The sequence below is a fragment of the Ignavibacteriales bacterium genome, from assembly GCA_016709155.1.
Classification (GTDB): Bacteria; Bacteroidota; Ignavibacteria; order Ignavibacteriales; family Ignavibacteriaceae; genus JADJEI01.
Genome location: JADJEI010000001.1, coordinates 1,305,286 through 1,320,059 on the forward strand (window position 1 = coordinate 1,305,286; position 14,774 = coordinate 1,320,059).

Consider the following 14,774-nt stretch of genomic DNA (forward strand, 5'->3'; position numbering starts at 1 on the left):
ATTAAATATGAAATCAATCAAAATAAAAAACAGCAGTAAGGAAATTCAAATAGGTAAAATAGTTTGCGTCGGCAGAAACTACGCTGAGCATGCACGTGAACTTGGAAATGAAGTTCCGGAAAAACCTGTAGTATTTCTCAAGCCAGCATCTGCAGCAATTCAGTCCGGAGGTAAAATCACCTATCCATCATTCTCGAATGAAATGCATCACGAAGTTGAACTTGTTCTTCTTATCGGTGCTGAAATTAAAAATGCTTCATTGTTAGAATCTGAAAATGCTATTATTGGTTACGGACTTGGACTTGATATGACTTTGCGTGATGTTCAAAATGAATTAAAGAAAAAATCTCACCCATGGACAATTGCTAAATGCTTTGATACTTCGGCAGTTCTTTCGGATTTTACCTTGAAAGAAAATTATTCACTTACTCTTGAGGAAGAAATTTCTCTTTCTATTAATGGAATTGTAAAACAAAAAGAAAAATTGAATAAGATCATTTTTAAACCGCCACAAATAGTTCAGTACATTTCTTCATTGATGCGCCTGGAAGAGGGTGATTTAGTTTATACAGGGACTCCGGCGGGGGTGGGAAAAGTGGAAAGAGGCGATAACATTACTGCCAAAATTTTGCCTTTTGCCGAATTGACAGCAGAAGTGATCTAAATAGTTACTGATTAAGAATGGAGAGAGCTTTTTTTATTAAATCTTCAAGCGAAATATCAATCGAGCTGGACAAAATATCCCGCACAACTTTATCCGCAATCTTATTGTTATAGCCAAGCGTTGTTAGAGCAGAAACAGCTTCATTTTTTTTACTGACAGGAATTGAAGATGCCCCTTCCTCAGTAACAGCATCCACTTTATTTCTAAGCTCAAGTACTACTCGTTCGGCAGTTTTTCTACCAATACCAGGAACAGCAATTAGTCTGGAAGTATCACCTGATTGAATCGCATGTTTTAAATCATCAGTCAGAATGCCGGACAAAATACTAAGTGCTAATTTTGGTCCGATGCCGCTGATAGAAATAAAAAGTTCAAACATTTCTTTTTCAGGTTCAGTATAAAATCCAAAAAGTGAAATTGAGTCTTCCTTCACATTTGTGTGAATGAAAAGAGAAACATTTTCTTTTTCATTTATCTTCTCAAATGTATTTATGGAGATACTCACATTATACCCCACCCCATTTACATCAAGTAATATTTTTGTAGGTTTCGCCGAAATAACTTTACCTGTTAAATATCCAATCATTTCAGCCTCATTGAATTACCCGTTCGGGAAATGCTTCGACAAAAGATTTCCAGTCTTTACTTTTTTCACAGGCGATTTCATTCTGAATGCATGACACAACGCCGTTGCAAGCGCATCACTTTCATCAAGCTGCATTTTTACTGATTTCAAATTAAGCAATGTCTTAATCATAAAACTTACTTGTTCTTTTGATGCGGCACCTTTGCCAACAACTGATTTTTTTATTTCGCGCGGTGAGTATTCACTTACAGGGATTTTATTATGAACTGCAGACAATATTGAGACCCCCCTTGCATATCCGATCTTCATTGCTGATTGAACATTTTTCCCATAAAATGCTGTTTCAATTGCGAATTCATCAGGGCTATAAAGTTTAATAATTCTAAACAACTCATCATAAATAATTTCAAGTTTTTCTGATAACGATTTTGTACCTGAAAGTCTTATTACTCCGCTTGAAATTCTTTCCAATAATGAATTATGAGATTTTATAATTCCATATCCTGTCACAATTGTACCGGGATCAATTCCGATTATTATCATTATAAAAAATAATTTGCAAAAAATGAATGATAATTAATATTTAGTTCTTGCAGCCTACTCAATAAAGTCAGCGTTAGAAAAAACATTCTGAACATCATCACAATCTTCAATGGCTTCAATGAGCTTCATAACTTTTTCTGCATCCTCCCCCTGAACGGCGATTAAATTCTTTGCGATCCATTGTAAAGAAGCATTTTCAATTGAGATATTTTTGGCAAGCAAAGCCTTTCTAAATGGTTCAAACGCTTCGATGGAAGTTTGAACTTCAAAATAATCTTCCTCAGTTTGGAGGTCATCGGCGCCGGCATCAATAACAATTTCCATCATATCATCTTCGGTCTTACCTTGTGTCGGCAAAGTAATAATTCCCTTCCTATCAAACATCCATGAAACAGAACCGCTTTCTGCCATAGCACCCCCATGTTTACTGAATAAATGCCGTACTTCTGCAACGGTTCGGTTTTTGTTATCAGTAGCCACTTCAACAAGTATTGCGATGCTTGCAGGTCCGTACCCTTCATAAGTAAGTTCGTGATAGGTAACTCCTTCTAATTCACCGGTAGCTTTTTTAATGGCTCTGTCAATATTATCTTGAGGCATATTCTGTGCTTTAGCATTATCAACGGCTAATCTCAATCGTGGATTGCCGGCGGGATCGCCCCCGCCCTGTCTTGCGGCAATTGTAATTTCTTTTATCAGCTTGGTAAATATCTTGCCTCTTTTAGAATCAAGAACAGCCTTTTTTCTTTTTATGGTTGCCCATTTTGAATGACCGGACATTTTATTATCTCCTGATTATTTTCAATTTATTTTTAAATCTTTAAGTTTTAATTGGGGAAACTCTTTACCATCTCTAATAAGTTTATCAATGGAGAACACAATATCAAATTTAACTCCTGGAATTTTAATGGAATCCAGAAATTCCCCCATATTAAATCCAACTGAGTCGAACACTTTATTAATAGTATTTTGCTTAAGAGTAACGATAAGATGATTAGCGCCAACAATACGAGGGTTGGAAACAATACTTACCCCTTCAGCAAGAAATACTGGTCTCATATTCCCGGGACCAAAGGGAGAGAATTGCTCGAGAACCCGAATAAACTTTGGTGTAATTTCAGAAAATTTGATTTTGGAGTCTATCATTAGCTCGGGGGATAAATCTTTATCATTAATCGAATCCTTAACTATTTGATTGAAACGGTATTTAAATTCTTCTAACTTTTCAAGTTCTATCGCAAGCCCTGCAGCAGCCTGGTGACCACCAAAGTGAATTAATAACTCTTCACATTTTTCAAGTGCTTCATAAATATTAAAATTATTAATGCTTCTCGCTGAACCTTTGGCAATTCCGTCAACAGTTGTAAGCATAATTGTAGGGCGATAATATTTTTCAACAATCCTGGAAGCGACAATCCCGATGACACCCGGATGCCAATCTTCCTGGTGTAAAATTATAGGGACTTCATTTTCAAGATCAACTGACGAAGCAATCAATTCAAGAGCGCTGTCAAAAGTATCAACATCAATTTTTCTTCTCTCATAATTTTCAGTTTCCAGCACACTTGCAAATTCAAATGCTTCATCAATGTTATCGGTAGTTAAAAGATCAACAGCACGTTTTGCATCACCAAGTCTTCCAACAGCATTTATGCGCGGTGCAAGAGTAAATACCACTTGCCCGGAGGAAAGACTGCCCGGATTGATACTGCATTTTTCAATTAATGCTTTAATTCCAGCTCTTGGATTGGAATTGATAAGATTTAATCCTTCGTGAACGAGGATTCTATTTTCATCAGTTAAAGAAACAATATCGGCAGCGGCAGCAAGTGAAACTAAATCTAAATATTTAAATGGGAGATCGCGTTTCCCAATTCTTTCAGCAATTCCCTGAGCTAATTTAAAAGCAACGCCTGCTCCGGAGAGAAATTTAAAAGGGTAATTACATCCCGGTTTTATCGGATCTAAAATAGCAAAAGCATCAGGAAGTTCTTCTTTTGGATGATGGTGGTCGCAGATGATAACATCAATCCCATAACTATTTGCAAGCGCAGTTTCATCAATCGCAGTTATTCCACAGTCAACACTGATCAGTAAAGAAGCCCCTTTGTCGTGAATGTTCTCTATACCGGCTTTTGAAATTCCATAACCTTCAATTAGTCTTTGCGGAATATAAAACTCAATCTTTGCATCAAGTTCTTTTAGAAACATGTATAACAGCGCTGTGGCACAAGTACCGTCAACATCGTAATCGCCGTAAACACAAATCAGTTCATTTTCTGTAATGGCTTTAATGACTCGCGAAGTTGCTTCTTCCATTCCATTCATTAAAAATGGATCGTAGAGAAATTCTAAGGACGGGCGGAAAAATTTTTTTGCGTCGTAAAAATTATTTATACCCCGTTGCACAAGAAGGCTTGAAAGAGCTTCAGAAATATTCAGGGAATCAGCCAAAGCTGAAACTGCAAAATCATGATTTGTTTCTTTAAGAGTCCAACGCTTTTGTAGCATAGTAAAAATGTTATTCAAAGAACTAAAGATCAGCTTGATCTTGTAAGCCGAATTCTGTATCCCGAAAATGAGGATGACAATTATTTATCTGGGACTGCTATTGCTAATAGTCTCAAGCGGTTTACCCGGAAGTACAACAATGCGAACCACATTGCAATTCGGCGAACCGAAAAATTACTTCCCTATTTAACCTTGCATCGAGCGGGGTTTGCCATGTTCCAATTTATGGAATCCAATTAAGGACCTTCGATGTTACCATCGCAGCGGTGAGCTCTTACCTCGCCATTTCAACCTTACTCCGAAATCTTCGGGGCGGTATTTTTTCTGTGGCACTTTCCGTATCCCGCTTTAGCAGGACCCCGGGTGTTACCCGGCACTCTGTTCTTTGATGTTCGGACTTTCCTCCACGATAAATCGCGGCAATTGCCCGGATCAAGCTAGTCTTTGAATTCTTTATGTTAAAAATTTTGTTAAAAACAACTGTGATTAGCCTTTGATTGTTTTATAACTTTTATTACTTACTTCAAATATAATAAATATCACCGCTGATGTCAGCAGAAAATTTTATTTGGGTGAATAATCTGCTTTTGGGCAGTGTTGAAATGAACTTCAAGAAGGCTAATTCAATATTGATTTCAAATGGAAAAATCTGAAAAATTTATTTAGAAACGATTGTGAAAACGGGTAATATTATTCGTCTGTTTCTGAAATTTCATGTGAAACTAAAATTCTACCGCAATATTCGCAAAAGAAAATTTTATTATTTCTTCTGATTTCAAGCTGCCTTTGTGCCGGAACAATGTTATGGCAGCCAGTACAGGCAGATCTTTTAATCGTCACCACAGCTTTCCCTTTTTTAGCTTTTCTAATTCTAACATAAGCTGCATAGTCAGGTTTCTTGATTTGAACTTCTATTTTTTTTCGTTCTTCTAATAGCTTCGATTCTTCCTTCTGGTTTGAAGAAATAATTTCTTTTAATTCTTTTTGTTTAACCTTCAACTCTTCTGCCAGTTCCGTAAGCAGCGGAGTCATATCCTCAATTTCCTCAGTAAGTTTTTTACTCAAATTAGCAAGCGAATCATTTTCAGCCTCAGATTTACTGATTTGTGATTCGGAGTGATCAATCTCTTTTGTAAGTGCATCGTATTCTTTATTGTTGCGTACAGCGTATAACTGAGCTTTAAATTTTTTCTGATTTTCCTTTAATTTTTCAGCTTCAGTTTCATTCTTTTGCCGCTTATCCAGGGCTTCTTTTTTTTGTTTTTCTTTGGATTCCACTTCCAATTTGATGGACTCAATTTTATTTTCGAGATCCTTGACGGCATTCGGTAAGTCGCCTCTTAATTCTTCAAGATCATCTAATTGGTCATCAATTTTTTGAATCTCATAGAGATATTTTAATCGGTTATACAATTCATTTCTCCTTAGTTGTTATAAAATTCTATTGGATTTGTAGTTCGTTTATTTTGAAAAATTTTTATTCCTTTATCAAAAATATTTTGCGTGATTCTTTTTTGCAGTTCATGAAGCACAAAAATCTCTGTTTCATAATGCCCGGCGTCAATCAGTAACATTTTTTTATTCGCTTCATGAAAAGTATGATAGCGAACATCCGCAGTAATAAAAGCGTCTGCGCCTAATTTCATTGCAGATTTAATCAAGTCGCTTCCGGAACCTCCGCAAACTGCAACTCTGTTAATTGCCTTTTTATTTCCTGCGGTAAATCTGAAGTCTTTTACGCTCAATTTTTTTGATACATATTTTAAAAAATCTTTTTCACTCATTGGCTTTTCAAGAAATCCTATTGAACCGGCTCCATATTTTTTGTTCTCATTTTCAATTGGATAGATGTCAAATGCTGGTTCTTCGTAAGGGTGGTTTTTTTTAATTGCTTCAATTATATTTTTCAGATTCCATTTGTCGGAAATTATTTCAATTCTTACTTCATCGACTCTTTCTAATTTCCCTTTTAATCCAACAACCGGGCTGCTTTTGTTGGAACCAATAAAAGTACCTTCGCCATTTAATCTGAAACTACAATTGTTGTATTCACCTATCGTACCGGCACCGGTTTTAAATATTTCAGCAGAAACTTTTTCAACAAAATTTGGAGGAATAAAGATCACAACTTTAACCTGATCTGCATTAAACGGCTCTAAAAATTTTATATTTTTTAATTCTAATTGCTTTGCTAATTGAAAACTCACTCCATCTTTTGTGAAATCGAGATTTGTATGGGCAGAGTAGAGAGTTATTTTGTGAGTAAGCAGCTGCTGAACGAGCTGTGAGGTTGAATCATTGTCTATTGCGATTTTTTTAAGCGGATGAAAAAGCAACGGATGGTGTGTGATGATCAGGTTACATTTTTGGGCTAATGCTTCCTTGATAACATCTTCGGTTAGGTCAAGCGAAAGTAAAATATTTTTAATTTTACTTTTTGAAGAACCAACCTGCAGCCCTACGTTGTCGTTTTGCCAGGCAATCTCCTTCGGAGCCCAGGATTCAATATGTTTAAATAATTCAGCGCACGTCATAACAAAAAAAATGCACTTCAGTTTTTGAAGTGCATTCTATAAATAATTCTTCGGGTTAATAGAGTTGTAAGAACTCTTCGCCGTAAGAAACCTGTTTAAAATTAGTAGTTTATCAATCATATTTTGTGCCCAAATATAAAGGAAACGACACTCAATCGCAATAATAACTTTGACTAAAAATTAAATTGTAGGCTCAACCCAATTTTCATCTTCTTTAATAATATTTATCAATTCTTCAACGGCATTCTTTGCAGGAATATTTCTTCTAACAATATCTTTTTTCCGGTAAAGAGTAATTTTATCAACACCGGAGCCAACATAACCATAATCCGCATCAGCCATTTCGCCGGGACCATTGACAATACAACCCATAATAGCAATTTTCACACCTTTGAGATGTTCGGTCCGCTTTCTAATCATCTCGGTAGTTTCTTGTAAATCAAATAAAGTTCTGCCGCAACTTGGGCATGCAATATATTCAGTTTTAGAAATTCTTTGCCTTGACGCCTGAAAAATATTAAATAGTAACCGATTGATTATTTTCTCTTTAGTCTCTGTTTTTTTCACAAAATTTTTTACATAATCGTTTGATTGCGGTGCGCTAATTTTCAGATTATTTACAGAAACCCAGACTCCATCTCCAAAACCATCTATTAATAATGCACCTAAATCAGTTGCTGCATAAAGCTGTAAGTTTTCAAAATTAATTTCATTGTAATTTCTTTTTATTACGACAGAATTTTGATTTCCATTAATTAGAAATTCGAAAAATGCACGACGTTGTTCAGCGACCCCATGCGAATTACTCGTTTCCAAAACTAAAATGATTGAATGATCTTCTTTTATTCTATTCACTAAATCATTTGTCAAATCAATTAAAGAAAGTGTTAGAAAATTGAATTGCGCAGAAATTCTATTCGAAGAAAAATATTCGTTCATTTTAAGGAGCGGGAAACTATTACTACTATTTTTCAGCCCTTGCCATGTACTGTATTCGTAAACAGCTTTCAATCCATTTGGACAATCAAACGGCAAAATATTTTTCCCAAGATAAATAAAATCAGCCGCCGTATCTGACAGCATCCATTTATCGGTGGATTCATCATAGGTGTAACCAATATCAATTAAATCTTTCGGAGAATAAATTCTGCGATTACTAAAATCTGCAAAAATTCTTGGGACATTATTTCCGCCAATTCCGATATTCTCGAATGAAATTCTTTTATTGTAATTGAATGGGTCAATTGGTAAAACATCAATTGGTTTTATTGGCTGATGCTCCTCCCTTTTTTTATAACGATTGGCTAATGCAATTGCAACAGGCGCTTCGAACTCGGGATCTTCAGTTAACGAAACTCTGATCGTATCGCCTATACCATCTTCGAGCAGCGCACCAATTCCAAGTGCGGATTTAATTCTCCCGTCTTCGCCCCCACCTGCTTCAGTTACTCCGAGGTGAAGCGGATAATTCATGTTTTCCGCTTCCATTTTGCTGATGAGGAGTCTGTATGCTTGAACCATCACCTGCGGATTGCTTGACTTCATGGAAAGAACGATGCTGTGATAATTTTCAGTTTCACAAATTCTTAAGAACTCTAATGCCGATTCTACCATTCCAAGGGGAGTATCGCCGTAGCGGCTCATAATTCTATCAGAAAGCGAACCGTGATTTGTTCCGATTCTTAAAGCAGTGCCATGTTCCCTGCAAATTTTTACTAAAGGTGTAAAACGCTCGCGAATTCGTTCAAGCTCTTCTTCGTATTCTTTATCTGAATATTCTATTAATTCAAATTTTTTCTTATCAACATAATTACCGGGATTTACGCGAACTTTTTCAACAATTCTTGCGGCAAGCTCTGCGGCATTTGGAGTGAAATGAATGTCTGCAATCAGCGGAACATTATATCCGCGCACACGAAGTTCTTTTTTTATATTCTCAAGATTTTTAGCTTCATTTATACTCGGCGCAGTAATTCTAACATACTCGCAGCCGGCTTCAACCATTCTGATTGTTTGTTCAACAGTGGCAATTGTGTCCATCGTATCTGTAGTTGTCATTGATTGAATACGAATAGGATTTCCCCCGCCCACAGGAATGCCGCCTATAAAAACTTCTCTTGTTTTTAAGCGCGAGAATTGGGTTACACTGTTACAATAATTTTGTAAATGAAACTTTGATAAAGCCATTTTTCCCGATCTAGTATAAAAATTAATAAAACTCTGTTAGCATAAAACAAATATAAATTCGTCCATAATTTAAGATGAACCTGGAGAAAAAGTAACTACAACATAAGCAGATTAATAAGTCACCTTACGCAGGGGAGTATAAACCTCCGAGGTTTTGTAAATAGTATCTTTCTGAGGCTGTTTTTTAGCGCTAAATAGAAAATATTTTCATAAACTTATTCATCGAAACCTCGGAGGTTTGCTGTTTTGCGTAACATGAGTTAATAAGTCAGGTTTTAATAAGAATATGTGGACAGCGGATTAACTTTTTATTATTAATTTTATTTAACATTCTATCAATCAAAATATTTTTTCGATTTAAAACAGTGTATCGAAATCTTTTCAATTCTTTCCATGAGTGATAGTAGTAATGATTTGCCATAGCCGAAGCACCAATTTTTTGAAAATATTTTCTGTTATTCTCCTTTACAGCATTGATTTTTTTTTGCGGATATATCGGGCTATCGAAAATGTGAATCTCGCTATTAAGTTTTAAGTATCTAATAAGACGATTTATCAAAGCAGGCAGATTGTCAAAATATTGGAGCGAACTTGCGAGAATTATTGCATCGAAAGAATTAAATTCAAAAATATCGTCGAAGATATCTCCATAAAAAAATTTCATTCGTTTATTATTCTTAAAAACTCTTGCTGCCTGTTCAAGTTCGACTAAATTAATATCAAGTGCGTAAAGGAAATTTGATGTGTCCTTTGAGAGTTTATTTCCAAGCCAACAATTACCTGCCCCGATTTCAAGTATCAATTTATTTTTTCTTTTTGAAAAAATTTTTACTAATTGCTTATAAGATTCAGCCTTTAATTTCCAATCTTCAAAAAGTGGATTACTATTTTCAAGAAACGGTAGTTTTTCCAATTCTTCATCCGAGTAAATCGAATTTGTTTTTTGCAGATACAATAAATAATCCGTTTGAAATCCATGAAATGCTCCAGGTTTTCCGAGATAGATAATATTGTCTTCCTCGATAGAGGAAATTTTTGCTTTATGGATGATCAAGTTTAAACTCTATACTAAAATTTCTGAATAAAGAAAACAGTAAAAAATAATCAATGCGTATTAAAACTGTTTTATGAAATCAAAGGTTTCTCCTGCTCAAAGTTAACAATTTTTATTTAATAAGTCACCTTTTGATTTTTAACTTCAGTGTATATTTCATCAATTACTTATATTTCCATTCCAAAAAATTATCGCAATTAACAAGTGAAAATATCCGAACAAAAAATAGACGAGATTCGTGCAGCGGCAAATATTGTGGATATTATTTCCGAGTCGGTTCAGTTACGAAAACGCGGAAAAAACTTTCTTGGATTATGCCCGTTCCATACGGAAAAAACTCCTTCCTTTACAGTAAGTGAAGAAAAACAAATCTATCATTGTTTTGGCTGCCACTCCGGCGGCAATGTTTTTAAGTTTTTAATGGAATATGAAAAAATATCATTTGTCGAATCTGTTCAGGAGCTTGCAGAAAAATTAGGGATTCAATTAGAAGTTGAAGAAAATGTCAACCCGGAATTTCAAAACGAACAGGAAATTCTTTATGATATAAACACCGAAGCTGCTAAATATTTTTCAAATAATTTATTAAATGATTCAGAAGGACAAATTGCGAGAGACTATTTTCAAAAAAGAAATATTAAACTACAGACTATGCGCGCCTTTGGTTTGGGCTATGCTTTAAATGGCTGGGAAAATCTAGTAAACTTCCTTCACCAAAAAAAAATTGACCTTGAGAAAGCGTTACAACTTGGTCTAATAAGCCGAAGTAAAGACGGAAGAATTTATGACACTCTGCCGGGTAGAATAATTTTCCCGATCTTCTCACCTAACGGAAGAGTGGTTGCTTTCGCCGGAAGAAAATTACGCGAATCGGATGGGGGCGGTAAATATATTAACTCTCCCGAATCGGCAATTTATGTTAAGGGAAAAATTTTATACGGACTTTCTCACGCAAAAGATGATATTCGAAAACTAAATAAAGCCATACTTGTCGAAGGTTATATGGATCTTATTTCTCTTTATCAAAATGGAATTAAGAACGTTGTCGCTGTGTCCGGAACTGCGCTCACCGAAGATCAAGTATTATTACTTTCACGTTATACTAAAAATGTTGTCCTTCTTTTTGATTCTGATACCGCAGGTATTAAAGCTTCTATGCGAAGCATCGAACTTTTATTGAAAAAAGAATTTGAAATTAAGATTGCATCACTTCCCGCCGGTGAAGACCCTGATTCTTTTGTAAATAAATTCGGAAAAGAAAAATTTGAAGAGTTTATTGATCGTGCTCAAAACTTTCTTGAGTATCAAACTGCTTATTATGAAACACAGGGAATGTTTGATGATCCAACAAAAATGGCTGAAGCTATACGCGATCTGGTAAAACCAATTGCATTAGTTAGTGATGAGTTGAAGCAAACTGTTCTAATAAAATCAATCGCGAGCAAGTTTAATCTAAGATTCAGCTTAATTGAAAATGAACTAATTAAACTAAAACAAAAAACCTTTAATAAAATTAGTTCGATTTCAAATAAGCTTGAACAATCAGCAGACAATAAAACTGATAATTTTGTGCTCAAACTAATAAAACAAATTGAGCATTTTGGAACGACTGAAAAAGATTTAATTAAATATCTTTTTAGTAACGACTTAACAGTAGTTCAGTACTTACATAATTTAATAGCTGTTGAGGATTTTGAACATCCCATCTATAAAAAGAATACTAGAATTAACCTTTGATGAAATGGAAATGAATGGAAAAATTGAAACCGATTCTGTTCTTAATAGAATAGATGATGATGAAATGAAAAGAATACTTAGGATAACTATTTTAGAAGAATATTCAATTAGCCATAGATGGGAAGATAATTCCCAACACAATGATCAAATTAACTTTTATAGATCCGTTTACGATACCGTGATTAAATTAAAAGAATACAGATATAATGAAAACCTGGAAGTTATAAGAAATAAAATTGAAAAATCTCAAGATGAAGAAGAAACTATTAACTTAATGAGCGAATTAGATAAGTTGTTGTTCTATAAAAAAGAATACTTTAGGAATATACCAGTATTAAATATTATATAAATTGTTTTTGATCATGGTTATGTAAAAAAATGGCCAGTTAGAAACTTTATTGATTAAAAACAATTATTCAGGTTAATGAAAGAACAACAACAACTTCAAAAACAAAAAAAAATCAATTCGTGAAGAACTTGAAAAGCAATAAAATTAACACAGTGGTTCTCCGTGCTTCCTCCGTGTTTCTCTATGAAAGCATTTAAAATTCGATTTCACGGAGAACCACCGAGAAGACACAGAGGCACACGGAGATATAAGATCACTACATGAATCCAAATGCAAAAAGCTAAACAAATTTTAAAGGAAATATTCGGCTACGATACTTTTCGTTCACTTCAATACGAAATAATAGAAAACATCTTAAATAAAAAAGATTGCCTTGTTGTAATGCCGACAGGCGGGGGCAAATCTTTGTGTTATCAAATCCCTGCACTGCTTTTTGATGGATTAACAATCGTAATTTCGCCGTTGATTTCATTGATGAAAGATCAAGTGGAACAGCTCAGGCAGCTTGGTGTTGAAGCAGCTCTATTAAACAGTTCTCTTTCGTCCGACGTGTATAATTTTAATTATCAGAATGTGGCAAACAAAAAAGCAAAGCTGCTTTACTTAGCGCCCGAATCGCTTCAAAAAGAAGAAATAATTTACTTGCTTAAAAATATATCCGTTGACTGCATTACAATTGATGAGGCTCATTGCATTTCGGAATGGGGACACGATTTTAGAAAAGATTACAGACAGTTAGGCAATTTTAAACTTACTTTTCCAAATGCCGTTTGCATTGGATTAACAGCAACTGCAACTCCGCGTGTTCAAGAGGATATTATGAAGAACTTGAAAATGAAGCAGCCAAAAAAATTCATTGCAAGCTTTAACAGGGAAAATCTTTATCTGCAAGTGGTCCCCAAGAGAAGCCCGTCAAAACAAGTGATTGATTTTTTGGATCAGCATAAAAATCAATCGGGAATTATTTATTGTTTCTCGCGCAAGCAGGTTGATAATTTACACGAAGAATTATCTGAACTTGGCTATTCTACAAAACCTTATCACGCCGGTTTATCGGATGAAGAAAGAAACACAAATCAGGATTTGTTTACAAAAGATGAAGTCCAAATAATCGTTGCTACCATTGCCTTTGGGATGGGGATAAATAAGTCAAACATTCGATTTGTAATTCATCATGACCTGCCTAAAAATCTTGAGTCATATTATCAAGAGATTGGCAGATCCGGGCGAGATGGAGTTAGAGCTGATTGCCTTCTGTTATTTAGTTATGCCGACATTTCTAAAATAAATTATTTCATAGATCAAAAAGAAGATGAGCACGAAAGACAATCTGCTAAAACTCATCTTGAAGCAATGATCAAATATTCTGAAACGGAAATCTGCAGACGAAATCCATTGATAAATTATTTCGGCGAAAGCTACAACGAATCTTATTGCGGAATGTGCGATAACTGCCTTGAAGATGAGAGTGAAAATCAAAATGTTGACGCAACTATTTTTGCCCAGAAGTTTTTATCGGCAATTAAAAGAACAGGGGAAGTCTTTGGACTAAATTATATCGCCGATGTTCTGCTTGGAAATGAAACAGACAGAATACTAAGTAACAATCACCATAAACTAAGCGTGTTTGGAATTGGCAAGGAGTTGAAGAAAAAGCAATGGCAGATGCTTGCTCATCAATTAATCAGGAAGGGAATAATTTTAAGAGACACTGAGTTTGGCAGTCTCAAGTTATCCCTATCCTCAAACGAAGTTTTATTTAATAATCAAAAAGTATTTGCACTCGTTAAAGAGCCAGAAATCAAGGCGAGAAAAATTTTAAGAAGTGAAGAGAGTTACGATGCCGAGTTGTTCGAATTACTGCGTAAGAAAAGAAAAGAAATTGCTGACGAAAGAGGTGTTCCTCCCTATGTTGTTTTTGCCGACAGCGTGCTTATTCAGATGGCGAAAAACTATCCGCAGAACGAAGGCGATTTATTAAGAATCAGCGGTGTTGGTATTAGAAAATTAGAAAACTTCGGAGGTACTTTTTTATACCTAATTAAGAACTATGTTCAAAAAAATAATTTGAGTCTGAAGAATGAAAAAAATCATCGCAGAGCTAAATCTATCTTATTGAATGAACCTCGCTACAGAACAGTCGGCAAAGAATTTCAAGATGGAAAATCTATCGAAGAATTGGCAGATGGATATAATGTTCAGGAACAAACAATAGTAAACCATATTGCAAGATTTGTAGCTGAGGGCAATAAATTGAATACAGACGGATTGTTTTCAAGAATTTCAGTTGAACCGGCAAAACAAAAAATTATTTTTGAAGACTTTGAAGAAAACGGCACGCTATCATTAAAAAATATTTTTGAAAAATTTAATGGTGAAATTTCTTATAATGACATTCATCTCTTAAGACTTATTTATCTTAACAATCATAAAAAATAATTTTAATGAAATCTCTGTGTTTCTCCGTGACTTCTTCGTGTTGCTCTGTGAAAGTATTCTTGGATCCTTACATGGAGAACCACTGAGGAAAGCATCTATCAACTTCTTAATTGTAAATTGTACATTATACATTGTAAATTAAAATGAATTATCGGCAGGCAAAAAATGGA

The 14,774-nt window shown here is 34.8% G+C and carries 11 protein-coding genes, 1 other RNA gene and 1 pseudogene; 4 read left to right on the forward strand and 9 right to left on the reverse strand.

The genetic code is table 11. From position 1 onward, the window contains the following. The first annotated feature begins 7 nt into the window (after positions 1-7). Positions 8-664 carry a fumarylacetoacetate hydrolase family protein gene (locus IPH11_06450; GenBank protein ID MBK6913303.1) on the forward strand — a complete coding sequence of 219 codons (657 nt, stop codon included), beginning with the start codon at positions 8-10 and terminating at the stop codon, positions 662-664. 4 nt (positions 665-668) lie between these two features. Here the strand turns inward: IPH11_06450 and ruvA are convergent, their stop codons facing one another. The 9 genes and pseudogenes from ruvA to IPH11_06495 all read right to left on the reverse strand — a co-directional run bounded on the left by ruvA (position 669) and on the right by IPH11_06495 (position 10,079). Beyond that, positions 669-1,250: a Holliday junction branch migration protein RuvA gene (gene ruvA / locus IPH11_06455; protein ID MBK6913304.1), complete on the reverse strand. Its 582-nt coding sequence runs from the start codon at positions 1,248-1,250 to the stop codon at positions 669-671. A 7-nt stretch (positions 1,251-1,257) separates the two neighbouring features. Continuing rightward, positions 1,258-1,793, reverse strand: a pseudogene (gene ruvC, locus IPH11_06460) (crossover junction endodeoxyribonuclease RuvC). Positions 1,794-1,847: 54 nt separating this feature from the next. Then, positions 1,848-2,573 (reverse strand): YebC/PmpR family DNA-binding transcriptional regulator, encoded by a 726-nt coding sequence (locus IPH11_06465; protein ID MBK6913305.1) that lies wholly within the window; start codon positions 2,571-2,573, stop codon positions 1,848-1,850. Positions 2,574-2,594: 21 nt separating this feature from the next. Continuing rightward, the gene (gene recJ, locus IPH11_06470; GenBank protein MBK6913306.1) at positions 2,595-4,304 is read right to left on the reverse strand and encodes a single-stranded-DNA-specific exonuclease RecJ; all 1,710 of its coding nucleotides are present in this window, start codon (positions 4,302-4,304) and stop codon (positions 2,595-2,597) included. A gap of 27 nt (positions 4,305-4,331) precedes the next feature. Continuing rightward, positions 4,332-4,743, reverse strand: an RNA gene (rnpB, locus tag IPH11_06475) — RNase P RNA component class A. Positions 4,744-4,994: 251 nt separating this feature from the next. Further along, on the reverse strand, positions 4,995-5,717 hold the full coding sequence (locus IPH11_06480) for a hypothetical protein (protein ID MBK6913307.1): 723 nt from the start codon (positions 5,715-5,717) through the stop codon (positions 4,995-4,997). An 11-nt stretch (positions 5,718-5,728) separates the two neighbouring features. Continuing rightward, positions 5,729-6,838: a Nif3-like dinuclear metal center hexameric protein gene (locus IPH11_06485; GenBank protein ID MBK6913308.1), complete on the reverse strand. Its 1,110-nt coding sequence runs from the start codon at positions 6,836-6,838 to the stop codon at positions 5,729-5,731. A gap of 180 nt (positions 6,839-7,018) precedes the next feature. Then, positions 7,019-9,025, reverse strand: coding sequence for a (E)-4-hydroxy-3-methylbut-2-enyl-diphosphate synthase (gene ispG, locus IPH11_06490; GenBank protein ID MBK6913309.1), 2,007 nt, complete (start codon positions 9,023-9,025; stop codon positions 7,019-7,021). A gap of 268 nt (positions 9,026-9,293) precedes the next feature. After that, positions 9,294-10,079 carry a class I SAM-dependent methyltransferase gene (locus IPH11_06495; protein MBK6913310.1) on the reverse strand — a complete coding sequence of 262 codons (786 nt, stop codon included), beginning with the start codon at positions 10,077-10,079 and terminating at the stop codon, positions 9,294-9,296. Positions 10,080-10,283: 204 nt separating this feature from the next. Between IPH11_06495 and IPH11_06500 the strand changes: the two genes are divergently transcribed. From IPH11_06500 to recQ, 3 genes are all read left to right on the forward strand, one after another. After that, positions 10,284-11,816, forward strand: coding sequence for a DNA primase (locus IPH11_06500; GenBank protein ID MBK6913311.1), 1,533 nt, complete (start codon positions 10,284-10,286; stop codon positions 11,814-11,816). Between the two features lie 10 nt (positions 11,817-11,826). Further along, on the forward strand, positions 11,827-12,165 hold the full coding sequence (locus tag IPH11_06505) for a hypothetical protein (GenBank protein MBK6913312.1): 339 nt from the start codon (positions 11,827-11,829) through the stop codon (positions 12,163-12,165). Between the two features lie 270 nt (positions 12,166-12,435). After that, positions 12,436-14,604, forward strand: a complete 2,169-nt coding sequence (gene recQ / locus IPH11_06510; GenBank protein ID MBK6913313.1) for a DNA helicase RecQ — start codon at positions 12,436-12,438, stop codon at positions 14,602-14,604. Positions 14,605-14,774 lie beyond the last annotated feature (170 nt).